Genomic DNA, 11,990 nt, shown 5'->3' with positions numbered 1-11,990 from the left:
GGTGGGCGCGGCGGCACCGGAGAACACCACCCACCACCTCCGACCAGCCGAAACCCACAGCCCCCTTCGAGCCCCGACCGCGACAGCGCATGCCCCCACCCGCAGCCGGAGGCTCACGCGTCGGACCGCCCGAACAGCGGAGCGAGCAACAGTTGCGCCGCGCCCTCCGCGACGAGCCGCTCCCCGCCCGGAGCCACCCGTACCGGCACCGTCGCGTCCGGGATCCCCTCGCGCCGGGCCCGCGCGTCGAGGACCTCCGCGACGCCCCGGACGTAGGTGTCCGGCGCCGCGGCTACGGTGCGACCGCCGAGCAGCACCAGGTCGATGTCCAGCAGCCCCACCAGGTTCCCGGCGCCGACCCCCAGCACCCGCGCCGCCTCGCCGACCTCGCCGCGGCTCACGGCCGACAGGCACAGCACCTCCACGCACCCGCGGTTCCCGCACCCGCATGGGGGCCCGTCCAGCTGGAGTACCTGGTGCCCGAACTCCCCCGCCCCGGTCCGCGCGCCCCGGTGCACATGCCCGCCGATCACCAGTCCGGCCCCCAGCCCCGTACCGAGGTGCAGATACGCGAAGGAGCCGCCCTCGCCGGCGACCGACAGCCCCAGCGCGGCCGCGTTGGTGTCCTTGTCCACCACGACCGGCACCCCCAGCCGCCCGGTCAGCGCGTCCCGCAGGGCGAACCCCTCCCACTCGGGGAACCCGGTGACCCGGTGCAGCACCCCGCGCGCGTGGTCGAGCGGGCCGGGCAGTGCCACGCCGACGCCGAGCAGCGACCCCGCGGTGGCGAGCCCCGGGCTCCCCAGCACCTCGGCCACCAGTTCCCGCACCACTCCGGCCACGCCTCCCAGCACGGCCTCGGCGCCCGCCCCGAGGTCCAGTGGCCCGCGCCGCTGCCCGACCACGGTCCCGTCGAGGTCCACCAGCACGGCCCGCAGCTCGTCCCGGTCCAGGTGCACCCCGACCGCGTGGCCCGCCTCCGGCACAAGACGCAGCACGGTGCGCGGCTTGCCCCCGGTGGACGCCCGCCGCCCGGCCTCGGCGGCGAACCCCTCGTCCCGCAGCCGCGCGGTGATCTTGCTGACCGCCTGCGGGGTCAGCCCGGTCCGTTCGGCCAGTTCCAGCCGGCTGATGCCCGCGGCCCCGGCCGTCCGCAGCAGGTCAAGCACCAGCGCGGTGTTGTGACTGCGCACCGCCACCAGATTCGCCCCGACCGGCCCACCGCTTCTCGTCCTGTTCACGCCACCCATTCTCCCCACCGCTTGCACTTTGGCAACAGCGTTGCGAAAGTAGGACGCATGACTGGTACCCCCCTCCGCGTCGGCCTGATCGGTTACGGCCTCGCCGGCTCCGTCTTCCACGCTCCGCTGATCGCCGCCACCGAGGGCCTCGCCCTGGACACCGTGGTGACCTCGAACCCCGAGCGGCAGGAGCAGGCCCGCGCCGAGTTCCCGGACGTGCGCGTCGCCGGCACCCCCGAGGAGCTGTTCGACCGCGCCGACGCGCTGGACCTGGTCGTCATCGCCTCGCCGAACAGGACGCACGTCCCGCTCGCCACCACCGCCCTGAAGGCGGGCCTGCCGGTGGTCGTGGACAAGCCGGTCGCGGGCACGGCGGCCGAGGCGCGCGAGCTGGCCGCGCTCGCCGAGGAGCGCGGTCTGCTCCTGTCGGTCTTCCAGAACCGCCGCTGGGACAACGACTTCCTGACCCTGCGCAATCTGCTGGAGGAGGGCGCGCTGGGTGACGTCTGGCGCTTCGAGTCCCGCTTCGAGCGCTGGCGCCCGCAGCCCAAGGGCGGCTGGCGCGAGTCCGGCGACCCGGCGGAGATCGGCGGGCTGCTCTACGACCTCGGCAGCCATGTCGTCGACCAGGCCCTGGTGCTGTTCGGCCCGGCCACCGAGGTGTACGCGGAGACGGTCGTCCGCCGCGCCGGCGCCGAGACCGACGACGACACGTTCATCGCGGTCACCCACGCGGGCGGCGTCCGCTCCCACCTGTACGTCTCCTCCACGACCGCCCAACTCGGCCCCCGCTTCCGGGTCCTGGGCTCCCGGGCCGGCTATGTGAAGCACGGCCTCGACCCGCAGGAGGCGGCGCTGCGCGAAGGGCTGCGGCCGGGCCCGGCCTGGGGCGCGGAGCCCGAGGCACTGTGGGGCCGGCTCGGCGCCGGGCAGTCCCCGCTGACCGACGGCGGCGATCCCGTGCCGACCCTCCACGGCGACTACCCCGCCTACTACGCGGCCGTGGCCGCCGCACTGGCCGGCGACGGCCCCAACCCGGTGACCGCCCTGGAGGCGGCCTCGGCCCTCGACGTACTGGAGGCGGCCCGCCGGTCCGCCCAGGAGAAGGTAACGGTGATCCTCTGATGCACCACCCGCAGATCACTCCCCGGTTCGCGCCCGAGATCACCCCGAGCGTGGAGGAACTGGAGGAGCAGGAACGCCGGTTGGTCTTCAGCCGGTTCACCCACGACGACGCCTGGGCCCTCGGCTCCCTCCTGGTGGAGCTGGCCCGCGAGCGCCAGGCCCCGGTCGCCGTCGACATCCACCGCGGCGGCCAGCAGCTGTTCCATGCCGCCCTGCCCGGCTCCACCCCGGACAACGACGCGTGGATCGGCCGCAAGCGCCGGGTGGTGGAGCGCTACGGCGCCTCCTCCTACCTGGTGGGCGCCCGCTTCCGGGCCAAGGGCACGACGTTCGAGGAGTCCTCCCGTCTCGATCCCGACACCTACGCGGCGCACGGCGGCTGCTTCCCGGTCCGGGTCGAGGACGCCGGTGTGATCGGCACGGTGACGGTCTCCGGACTGCCCCAGCTCCAGGACCACCGGTTCGTCGTGGAGGCGCTGGAGCGGTTCCTCGGCAAGTAGCGGCCGCGCGGGTGGCGGCCGCAGGATTACCGCGCGGCTCCCTCCGGTTGGCACCGGTGTGCACGACCATCACGGCACCACACCCACCCGGAGGGAAGGGACCCGATGAGCGAGACGACGGACAGCGCCCGCACCGTCAAGGAGTCGATCGGCCGGTACGGCGTCTGGAACGTGGGCCTCAGGGCGGAGGATCCGGCCCGCCGCGGCGACATCGCCGAGGCCGCCGCCGAACTGGAGCAACTCGGCTACGGGGCCGCCTGGCTGGGCGGCAGCAGCGCGCCCGGGCATGCCGCGCCGCTCCTTGATGCGACGTCCCGGCTGGTCGTCGGCACGAGCATCCAGAGCATCTGGCAGTACGAGGCCGAGGAGAGCGCGGCCGGTTTCGCCGAGCTGGAGTCGGTCCACCCGGGCCGCTTCCTGCTCGGCCTCGGCGTGAGCCACGCCAAGATGGCGGACCAGTACCGGCGCCCGTACTCCGCTCTGGTCGCCTACCTCGACGCGCTGGACGCGGCCGGTGTCCCGGCCGGGCGCCGGGTGCTCGCGGCCCTCGGCCCGAAGACCCTGGAGCTGTCCCGGGACCGGGCGGCGGGCGCGATCCCCTACCTCGTCACCCCCGAGCACACCGCGCGGGCCCGCGAGATCCTGGGCGACGCCCCGCTGCTGGCACCGGAGTTCGCGGTCGTCCTGGAGACCGACCCGGCCACCGCCCGCGCCCTGGCCCGCGAGCACCTCGCGATGTACCTCACCCTCCCGAACTACACCAACAGCTTCCTCCGCCTCGGCTACACCGAGGACGACCTGGCCGACGGCGGCAGCGACCGCCTGGTGGACGCCCTGTACGCCTGGGGCGACGAGACCCGCATCCACACCCGCCTCAACGCCTTCCACGAGGCGGGCGCGGACCACGTGGCGATCCAGGTGGTGACGGGTGGCCCGCGCGACTCCCTGCCCCGGGAGGAATGGCGCCGCCTGGCCGCCGTCCTGGACTGAGGCCGTCTTTCAGATCATGGTCCGACCGTCCCGCCGCGCCGGGCAGTCCCGCAGGAGTTTTCGGATCTGCTCGGCGCGGTCGACCCTCGGACCAAGCTCGTGCATACGGCGTTGCAGCAGCGCCCTCGTCTCATCGTCCAGCTGATCACAGTGCCCCCTGAACACCTCGCGCAGTGCCTTCAGCGCCCAGTACTCGTTGAACGGCTTGTCCTCGGTCACCGCAGCCTGGGCGAGCGCGGGTCCCCACGCCGGATCCGGATTGGCGTACAGATAAGCCGCCGCAGCGAGTCGCAACCCGTGGTCACTGCTGTGGAGATGCCGGTCGACGTCGAAATTCCGGTCGCCTCGAAGCAGCCGGACCATCTCGTCCACCAGGTCGCTCATCGCCTGCGTCCGCGCACGTCCGCTGGACATGGTCCACCGGATCTCGTTGTATCGCGCCGCCAGCCGATCCACGGGGTCAACGGACGGCGGCTCGGCGGCCCCACCGGTGAGCTGCGCTCTGCTGAGCGCCTCTCGCACCCCGTCGGCCAAGTCCTCGGCGGTCTCCTGGTACCTCGCGTCGCTCTGCCGTGTCTCTCGGATGGCTTCCTGCGCGGTGCTCCGGGCCTCTTCGACCTGCCGCTTCAGAGTGATCCCGAATCCGGAGACCTCGGAGAAGAAGACGCCCAGAAGCACGAGGATCACGAGACCTGTGACGACCATGGGCGGATCCGTCATCTGAGGGTGGCGGCACACCCTGACGACTCTGCCGTTCGATGCCAGCTGCTGGTCGCACACCTCGGCCGTGAAGAACAGGACGACGGCCGCGCTGGCGGCGAGGGCCACCAGCGAAGCGGCCATCCACTGAGAAGGCCGGACCGCCTTCCAGCCCGCTCGTCGATGGACTGTTGAGCCCTCACTGACTCCAGTCGCGGCCATCCCCCCACCCTTCGGCGCCTGTTGGTACAGGCCGCCATGCTGGCCTCCTCAGCGGCCAACTGACAAGCGGGGCTTGGCGCCCGAGACGACCCTCGGCAGGCCGGGGCCGCCATGCCGGCAGATCGCCCTCACCAAGCGGAGCCCTAAGCGTCCTTCAGTTCCTGCCGCTGGCGGCCCAGGCCCTCGACCTCCAGTTCCACCACGTCACCGGCCCGCAGGTACGGCTTCGGGTCGGGCCGGCCCATGGCGACCCCGGCGGGCGTGCCGGTGTTGATGACGTCACCGGGGTAGAGGGTCATGAACCGGCTGACGTAACGCACCACTTCGCCCACGGGGAAGATCTGCTCCGCGGTCGTCCCGTCCTGCTTCGGCTCGCCGTTGACCCACAGCCGCAGCGAGAGCCGTTGCGGGTCGGGGACCTCGTCGGCCGTCACCAGCCAGGGGCCCAGCGGGTTGAACGTCTCGCAGTTCTTCCCCTTGTCCCAGGTCCCGCCGCGCTCGATCTGGAACTCCCGCTCGGACACGTCGTGCGCCACCGCGTACCCGGCGACGTGGGCGAGCCCTTCCTCGGCCGACTCCAGGTAGCGGGCCGTACGCCCGACGACGACGGCCAGCTCCACCTCCCAGTCGGTCTTGGTCGACCCGCGCGGCACCAGCACGGTGTCGTTCGGGCCGACGACCGTGTCCGCGGCCTTGAGGAAGATCACGGGCTCGGTGGGCGGCTCGGCCCCGGTCTCCCGCGCGTGGTCGTGGTAGTTGAGCCCGATGCACACGACCTTGCCGATCCGGCCGACCGGGGGCCCGATCCGCAGACCCGCCGCGTCCAGCGCGGGCAGCTCGCCGGCCTCGGCCGCCGCCCGCACCCGGCCGAGCGCGGCGCCGTCGGCGAGCAGCACCCCGTCGATGTCGTCCACGAGTCCCGACAGGTCCCTGAGCGTTCCGTCGGCGTCGAGCAACGCGGGGCGCTCCGCCCCGGCCGGACCGACTCGCAGCAGCTTCATGGTCACAATCTCCCTCGATCGCGGGCGCCCGCCCGATGGGTGCAGCCATCGAACAGGACTTGGTCGATCCTCCAATCCGGCCGTCCACTCCGCAATACCGTGTTCACGTACTGGACTGCGTACCGGCTCCCGACCGACGGCTCACCGGTACAGGGCGGCCCGCTCCACGGCGCTCCACGTGGTGCTGGTGACGACGTACAGCGCGGCCGCGAGCGGCACCACCGCGACGGTGACGAGCGTGAGGAACGACATGAACGGCATGACCCGGTTGATTGCGCCGAGTCCCGGCACCGGCGTGCCGTCGCCCGCCGCCACCGGGGCCGGGTTCTTCGCCGCCATCAGCCGGGTGCGCCGGTAGTTGAAGGCTGCGACCGCGGCGACGAGGGCGAACAGCGCGAGGTAGACGAGCCCGGCGGCCCCGAAGACCCCGCCGTCGGAGAGGGCGTCGGTCCACCGTCCGCCGAGCGGCGCGGCGAGCAGTCGGTGGGACAGCGGTCCGTCGGCCCCGCCGCTGATCGAGGAGCTGGAGAAGAGGTGGTAGAGGAGGAAGAAGGCGGGCATCTGGAGCAGGCTGGGCAGGCAGCCGGAGAGCGGGGAGACCCGTTCCTCGGCGTGCACCTCGAGAACCGCCCGCTGGAGTCGCCGGGGGTCGTCGGCGTGCTTCTCGCGCAACTCGGAGATCCTCGGCTGGAGCGCGGCCCGGGCGCGCTGCCCGCGGGCGGCGGCCCGGGAGAGCGGATGGACGAGGAGCCGTACCAGCGCGGTGAACAGGACGATCGCGGCGGCGGCCGCGGAGGCGTGGAAGAGCGGCTGGAGCAGGTCGGCGAGCTGTTCGACCAGGCGGGCGAAAACGGACATGGGTGAACCCCTTCGGGACGGGTGCGTCGTGCCGGTGTGCGGTGCCTGCCGGCTCTCGGGAGACGGCAGGGCAGAGCGGCAGGACGGCCCGCGCGGGGTCGCATCCGGTTGATCACGCTCAGAGGATCAGACTCAGAGCATCAGGCTCCGAGGATCACGCCCCGAAGGTCATGTTGATGACCCTGTCGGGACGAGCGCGTGTCTGTGTGGGCCGGTGCCCCGCGCGCGGGTCGTCGCGAGGGCGAGTCCGGGTGCTCGGGGCCGGCGGCGCCCCGGGGCGTCGGGGTCGCGCTGCGGCAGGAACGCCGTGCGCCGGGCCCGGTCGCGTATCGCCGTGCGGACGCGGGTGGGCGGGACGGCGGGCGCGGAGCGGGCGGCGACCAGGACGCAGGCGGCGAACGCGGAACCGGCGGCGGCGGTCGCGGCGAGGGCGACCGTGGTGGAGAGGCTGCCGGTGTCGAGGAGCGCGGCCTGGAGCAGGAGCAGGCTCACCAGGACCAGCAGCGGGGCGGCGGGACGCGCGACGGCGGTACGGCGACCGCGGACCATGACCTCCCCCTCCCGTAGACCTGTGTGACCGTTACGCGGGATCGATGTGCAGGGGCTCCAGGAGCCGCTTGGGCTTGAGCAGCGCCCTGCTGACCGGATCCGCCGGGTCGGGATCGAGTCCCGGGCCCGCCACCATGACAACGTCCGCGGGGGGTACGACGGTTCCACAGGCGGGACATTCGCCGTAGGGACCGAGTTCGGTGCCGCACCGCGCGTGCTGGAACGCCCGCAGCTGGACCTCCTGGAAGTGCTCGCGGCCCCACAGCCCCAGCGCCCGCAGCGCGGGCCACAGCGCGACACCGCGCTCGGTGACGACGTACTCGTCACGCGGCGGCGCCTCCTGGTACCGCCGCTTCTCCAGGATCCCCTCCTCGGTGAGCGCCTTCAGGCGGGCCGACAGGACGGCGCGCGGGATGCCGAGGTGGACGAGGAAGTCGTTGTAGCGCCGGACGCCGTAGAGCGCGTCCCGGACGACGAGGAGCGTCCACCGCTCCCCGACGACCTCGAGCGCGCGGGCGATCGAGCATTCCTGCGTCGCGTAGTCCTTGCCCAGTGCCATGCCGTCCACTGTAGCCATTTCCCCTCCGTGGGTTCAATCACCGAACCTATGGTGCTACCGTCGGAGCATGCCTAAGTTCAGTGAACGAACTCTGACGCGATGGCAGCCGGCGGCCACGCGTGCGGGGACGAGCCGCCCCGCGCCCCCGCACCCCCGCGCCACGCTCGCCGTCACCAGCGCGGCGACCGCCGTGACCCTGATGACGTACACCGCACCCGTGGTGACGCTCCCGGACACCGCGGCCGCCCTGCACACTTCGCTGTCCGCCCAGGCATGGCTGCTGAACGGCACCCCGCTGGGCCTGGCCGCCCTCCTCCTGGTGGCCGGCAGCCTGGCCGACGACCACGGCCGCCGCCGCGTCTTCCTCGCCGGCACCATCGCCCTGGGCCTCACGACCGCCCTCGGCGGCCTGACGACCTCGACCTTCCTGTTCACCCTCGCCCGCATCGCCCAGGGCGCGGCGAGCGCAGCGATCCTCGCGAGCAGTCTGGGCCTGCTGGTGGCGGCCTTCCCGAGCGCACGCGGCCGGCTGCACGCCACCGGCGTGTGGGGTGCCTTCGTCAGCGCGGGTATCGCCGCGGGCCCGCTGGTCAGCGGGGCGTTCCCGTCCTGGCGGACGGCGTACGGCGCCCTCGGCGCGGCGGCGCTGCTGACGGCGGCCCTGGGCACCCGCGCCCTGTCCGAGTCCCGGGCCCCGCGCGGCGGCCGCCCGGACATCCTCGGCGCGCTGACCTTCGGCACGGCCCTGGTGTCCCTGGTCGCGGCCCTCACCCTCGGCCGCGACGGCTGGCTGCGCGCGCCGGTGGGCCTGCTGTTCGCGGCCACGGCGGTCCTGCTCGCCCTGTTCGCGGTCGTGGAGCGCCGGTCCCGCACCCCCATGATCGACCTCTCCCTCCTGCGCCACCCCCGCTTCCTCGCCTCCTCCGCGGGCGGCCTGTTCACGGGCCTGACGGTGATCGGCCTCTTCAGCTACCTCCCGGCGCTGCTCCAGCGGTCCGAGCACCTGTCCGCGATGGACACCGCCTGGCTGTTCGTCCTCTGGTCGGGCCTGTCCTTCGTGGTCGCCCTGCAGGCCAAGCGACTGGCGGGCCGGGTGGCGGCCCGCCGTCAGATGGCCGTGGGCTTCCTGCTGCACGCGGCGGGCGCGCTGACGATGCTGGGCGCGATCGGCGCGGGCTCGTGGACGCGGATGCTGCCCGGCCTGGTCCTCGGCGGTGTGGGCAGCGGCCTGCTGAACGCGGCGCTGCCGCTGGTGGCGGTGGAGTCGGTACCGGCCGAACGGGCCGCGATGGGCTCCGGCGCCCAGCAGACGTTCCGCTACATCGGCTCCTGCGCGGGCGTGGCCCTCACGATCGCTCTCGTCACCTCGTCGGGCGGCGGCCCGGCCCACGGCGCGGACGTGGCGATGACGGTCTCGGCGGTGCTCGCCGTGGTCGGCGCGACAGTGGTGGGACTGCTGCGGGAGCGGGCCTGAGGGTGCGGGCCTGCTGCGGGGGCGGCCCTGAGGGTGCTGGACTGCTGCGAGAGCGGGCCTGAGAGAGTGCGGGGCGCGGGAGCGGGCTTGAGGGTGCGGGACTGCTGCGGGAGCGGGCCTGAGGGTGCGGGGCGCGGGAGGCGCGTCCGCTCGCCCCGACCGCTCACCCCCGGGGCCGCATCGACCTCAGCTTCCCCCACACGACCATCCGGTACCGCGAGGTGAACTCGGGCGTACAGGTGGTCAGGGTGATGTAGTAGCCCGGCTCGTCGTACCCGTACCCGGGCCGGACGAGGGAGCGCGGCACGGGCCGTACGACGCCCGAGTCGCGGGCGGAGGTCCGCGGCAGGATCCGGTCGACGGTGTACGTGTAGACCGCCGCCCTCGTCTCCACCTCCACCGAGTCGCCCCGACGGAGCCTCGGCAGATGGCGGAAGGGCTCGCCGTGGGTGTTGCGGTGCCCGGCCAGGGCGAAGTTCCCCGCCTGGCCCGGCTGTTGGGTGCCCGGGTAGTGGCCGACGTATCCCTTGTTCAGGACGTCCGGCTTGCTCACCCCCTCCGCGACGGGGACGCGGAGCCCCAGCCGCGGCACGAGGAGAACCGCGTACGCCTGGGAGCGGCGCGGCCACCCGGAGCCGACGACGGACCCGGACGCCCGCCGCCGCCCACCGTCGCCCGCCCCGGCCCCCGCACCGGTGGACGGCCCGGGACCGGCGAACGACCCACCCGAAGACGCGCCACCTGACGACGCACCCCCCGGAGCGAGTCCGCCGCCGTCACCCCACTCCCGCTCCAGGGCCCGCACCTCCCGCGCGGCCCCCTGCCGCGCCTCGCGGTTGGTCCACCACAGCTGGTGCACGACGAGCAGCATGAGCACGGCCCCGGCGGTGACCAGCACCTCGCCCGAGCCGAGCAGCCCCCGCCGCCACCTCGCCCGCCTGCGACGGTCCCGGTGCCGTACGACCCGTATCCGCACACCCGCCTCCCGACCTCCCGAGGAGCCGCCCGCACGATAGGGCGGGAGACCTCAACTCACCAGAGCCGTAGGGAACACGGCCTCCGGCGCTGCCGGAACGTGCGCTGCCCCGAGCCTGCTCCGGTCCTGCTCCGATCCCACTCCGGCCCTCTGACGTCGGCTTCCTCAACTGGTTTTAGAAAGGGCTGTCACAAGCCTCGACAGCTCCACGCGGTGCGCCCATGCTGCCTGTTGGCATGTGGGGGGACCAGCGGGCGCCGGCCGCGGCAGGCAGGCGCCGCAGCCGCAGGGAGAGGCGGAGAAGAAGCCATGATCCGACGCAGAACGCTGCTCGCCGCGGCGGGCGCGGGCCTCCTGGGCAGCGCCCTGACCACGGGCACCGCCCGCGCCGACGCCGCGATCCCGGTCGACCCGTCGGCCGGCTACGGCACCTGGGAAGGCTGGGGCACCTCACTGGCCTGGTGGGCGAACGTCTTCGGCGCCCGGGACGACTTCGCGGACCTCTTCTTCACCACTGGGACGACCACGTACAACGGCACCCCCCTGCCGGGCCTCGGCCTGAACATCGCCCGCTACAACCTGGGCGCTTGCAGCTGGAACAGCGTCGGCGGCGAGACGATGACGGTGTCGCCCGACATCCCTCCGTTCAAGCAGATCGAGGGCTACTGGCAGGACTGGAGCAACGAGGATCCCGCTTCGCCGGCCTGGAAGTGGACGGCGGACGCGGCCCAGCGCGCGATGCTGCGGAAGGCGACGGCGAGAGGCGCGGTGTCGGAGCTGTTCGCCAACTCCCCCATGTGGTGGATGTGCCTGAACCACAACCCGTCGGGGGCGGCCGGCGGCGGCAACAACCTCCAGTCCTGGAACTACCGGCAGCACGCCTCCCACCTGGCCGCCGTGGCGCTGTACGCCAAGCAGCACTGGGGGGTGGACTTCGCGACGGTGGAGGCCTTCAACGAGCCGTCGTCGGCGTGGTGGACGGCGACGGGCACGCAGGAGGGCTGCCACATGGACGCCACGGTCCAGTCGGCCGTACTCCCTTATCTGCGGAGCGAGTTGGACAAGCGGGGCCTGACGAGCACGAGGATCTCGGCGTCGGACGAGACGAGTTACGACCTGGCCCGCACCACCTGGAACACCTTCTCCGCCACCACCAAGGGTTACGTCGACCGCGTCAACGTCCACGGCTACCAGGGCTCGGGCGGCCGGCGCGACCTGCTGTACACGGACGTCGTCACCACGGCGGGCAAGGCGCTGTGGAACTCGGAGACCGGCGACGGCGACGGCACCGGCCTGACCCTGGCGAGCAACCTGCTCTACGACTTCCGCTGGCTGCACCCCACCGCCTGGGTGTACTGGCAGGTGATGGACCCCAGCGCGGGGTGGGCGATGATCGCCTACGACGCGGACACCCTCCAGCCGGGCGCGGTCCAGCCGAAGTACCACGTCATGGCGCAGTTCAGCCGCCACATCAGGCCGGGCATGACGATCCTGGACACCGGCGTGAGCTACGCGGTGGCGGCCCTGGACAGAGCGTCGAAACGCCTGGTGATCGTGGCCGCGAACACTGCCGCCACGGCCCGGACGCTCACCTTCGACCTGTCCCGGTTCACGACGGTGACGGGCGGGACGGGCGGCGTGGTCCCCCGCTGGAACACGGTGACGACGGGCGGCTCGGACCTCTACACCCTCCACACGGACACCCGCCTGTCCGGCCGGACGCTGTCGGTCCCGTTCGCGGCGAAGTCGGTGCAGACGCTGCAGGTGGACGGAGTGACGCCGTAGGGGCAGCCCCT

12 protein-coding genes are annotated in these 11,990 nt (G+C 73.2%); 5 read left to right on the top strand and 7 right to left on the bottom strand.

What is annotated here, in order from left to right; all coding sequences use genetic code 11:
• Positions 1 to 113: 113 nt before the first annotated feature.
• Positions 114 to 1,250 carry an ROK family transcriptional regulator gene (locus V7E45_RS14380; protein WP_333774530.1) on the bottom strand — a complete coding sequence of 379 codons (1,137 nt, stop codon included), beginning with the start codon at positions 1,248 to 1,250 and terminating at the stop codon, positions 114 to 116.
• A 48-nt stretch (positions 1,251 to 1,298) separates the two neighbouring features.
• Between V7E45_RS14380 and V7E45_RS14375 the strand changes: the two genes are divergently transcribed.
• The 3 genes from V7E45_RS14375 to V7E45_RS14365 all read left to right on the top strand — a co-directional run bounded on the left by V7E45_RS14375 (position 1,299) and on the right by V7E45_RS14365 (position 3,856).
• Entirely contained in the window at positions 1,299 to 2,366 is a 1,068-nt protein-coding gene (locus tag V7E45_RS14375) for a Gfo/Idh/MocA family protein (RefSeq protein WP_333774529.1), read from the top strand.
• Positions 2,366 to 2,866, top strand: a complete 501-nt coding sequence (locus V7E45_RS14370) for a heme-degrading domain-containing protein (RefSeq protein ID WP_333774528.1) — start codon at positions 2,366 to 2,368, stop codon at positions 2,864 to 2,866. Before V7E45_RS14375 ends, V7E45_RS14370 begins: the two co-directional genes overlap by 1 nt.
• A gap of 105 nt (positions 2,867 to 2,971) precedes the next feature.
• Positions 2,972 to 3,856: an LLM class F420-dependent oxidoreductase gene (locus V7E45_RS14365; RefSeq protein ID WP_333774527.1), complete on the top strand. Its 885-nt coding sequence runs from the start codon at positions 2,972 to 2,974 to the stop codon at positions 3,854 to 3,856.
• A 9-nt stretch (positions 3,857 to 3,865) separates the two neighbouring features.
• On the opposite strand, the gene V7E45_RS14360 is transcribed toward V7E45_RS14365, so the two are convergent.
• From V7E45_RS14360 to V7E45_RS14340, 5 genes are all read right to left on the bottom strand, one after another.
• On the bottom strand, positions 3,866 to 4,684 hold the full coding sequence (locus V7E45_RS14360; protein ID WP_333774526.1) for a hypothetical protein: 819 nt from the start codon (positions 4,682 to 4,684) through the stop codon (positions 3,866 to 3,868).
• Between the two features lie 236 nt (positions 4,685 to 4,920).
• The gene (locus V7E45_RS14355; RefSeq protein WP_333774525.1) at positions 4,921 to 5,778 is read right to left on the bottom strand and encodes a fumarylacetoacetate hydrolase family protein; all 858 of its coding nucleotides are present in this window, start codon (positions 5,776 to 5,778) and stop codon (positions 4,921 to 4,923) included.
• Positions 5,779 to 5,919: 141 nt separating this feature from the next.
• Positions 5,920 to 6,636, bottom strand: coding sequence for a YidC/Oxa1 family membrane protein insertase (locus tag V7E45_RS14350; RefSeq protein WP_333774524.1), 717 nt, complete (start codon positions 6,634 to 6,636; stop codon positions 5,920 to 5,922).
• Between the two features lie 168 nt (positions 6,637 to 6,804).
• On the bottom strand, positions 6,805 to 7,185 hold the full coding sequence (locus V7E45_RS14345; RefSeq protein WP_333774523.1) for a DUF6412 domain-containing protein: 381 nt from the start codon (positions 7,183 to 7,185) through the stop codon (positions 6,805 to 6,807).
• Between the two features lie 31 nt (positions 7,186 to 7,216).
• Complete coding sequence (locus V7E45_RS14340; protein WP_333774533.1) at positions 7,217 to 7,744, bottom strand: winged helix-turn-helix transcriptional regulator; 528 nt, start codon at positions 7,742 to 7,744, stop codon at positions 7,217 to 7,219.
• A 67-nt stretch (positions 7,745 to 7,811) separates the two neighbouring features.
• Here V7E45_RS14340 and V7E45_RS14335 point away from each other — a divergent pair, with 67 nt between their 5' ends.
• On the top strand, positions 7,812 to 9,218 hold the full coding sequence (locus V7E45_RS14335; RefSeq protein ID WP_333774522.1) for an MFS transporter: 1,407 nt from the start codon (positions 7,812 to 7,814) through the stop codon (positions 9,216 to 9,218).
• Between the two features lie 163 nt (positions 9,219 to 9,381).
• On the opposite strand, the gene V7E45_RS14330 is transcribed toward V7E45_RS14335, so the two are convergent.
• On the bottom strand, positions 9,382 to 10,194 hold the full coding sequence (locus V7E45_RS14330; protein ID WP_333774521.1) for a class E sortase: 813 nt from the start codon (positions 10,192 to 10,194) through the stop codon (positions 9,382 to 9,384).
• Positions 10,195 to 10,503: 309 nt separating this feature from the next.
• Between V7E45_RS14330 and V7E45_RS14325 the strand changes: the two genes are divergently transcribed.
• Positions 10,504 to 11,979, top strand: a complete 1,476-nt coding sequence (locus tag V7E45_RS14325; protein ID WP_333774520.1) for a glycoside hydrolase — start codon at positions 10,504 to 10,506, stop codon at positions 11,977 to 11,979.
• Positions 11,980 to 11,990 lie beyond the last annotated feature (11 nt).

Source organism: Streptomyces sp. IBSBF 3136, assembly GCF_036815105.1.
Taxonomy (GTDB): domain Bacteria; phylum Actinomycetota; class Actinomycetes; order Streptomycetales; family Streptomycetaceae; genus Streptomyces.
Note: the sequence above shows the minus strand (reverse complement) of the source record. Positions and strands in the feature narration are given on the sequence as shown.

Coding starts and splice junctions, on each gene's coding strand:
- V7E45_RS14380 (WP_333774530.1), bottom strand. CDS start 1,250: ATGGGTGGCGTGAACAGGACGAGAAGCGGTGGGCCGGTCGGGGCGAAT.
- V7E45_RS14375 (WP_333774529.1), top strand. CDS start 1,299: ATGACTGGTACCCCCCTCCGCGTCGGCCTGATCGGTTACGGCCTCGCC.
- V7E45_RS14370 (WP_333774528.1), top strand. CDS start 2,366: ATGCACCACCCGCAGATCACTCCCCGGTTCGCGCCCGAGATCACCCCG.
- V7E45_RS14365 (WP_333774527.1), top strand. CDS start 2,972: ATGAGCGAGACGACGGACAGCGCCCGCACCGTCAAGGAGTCGATCGGC.
- V7E45_RS14355 (WP_333774525.1), bottom strand. CDS start 5,778: ATGAAGCTGCTGCGAGTCGGTCCGGCCGGGGCGGAGCGCCCCGCGTTG.
- V7E45_RS14350 (WP_333774524.1), bottom strand. CDS start 6,636: ATGTCCGTTTTCGCCCGCCTGGTCGAACAGCTCGCCGACCTGCTCCAG.
- V7E45_RS14345 (WP_333774523.1), bottom strand. CDS start 7,185: ATGGTCCGCGGTCGCCGTACCGCCGTCGCGCGTCCCGCCGCCCCGCTG.
- V7E45_RS14340 (WP_333774533.1), bottom strand. CDS start 7,744: ATGGCACTGGGCAAGGACTACGCGACGCAGGAATGCTCGATCGCCCGC.
- V7E45_RS14335 (WP_333774522.1), top strand. CDS start 7,812: ATGCCTAAGTTCAGTGAACGAACTCTGACGCGATGGCAGCCGGCGGCC.
- V7E45_RS14325 (WP_333774520.1), top strand. CDS start 10,504: ATGATCCGACGCAGAACGCTGCTCGCCGCGGCGGGCGCGGGCCTCCTG.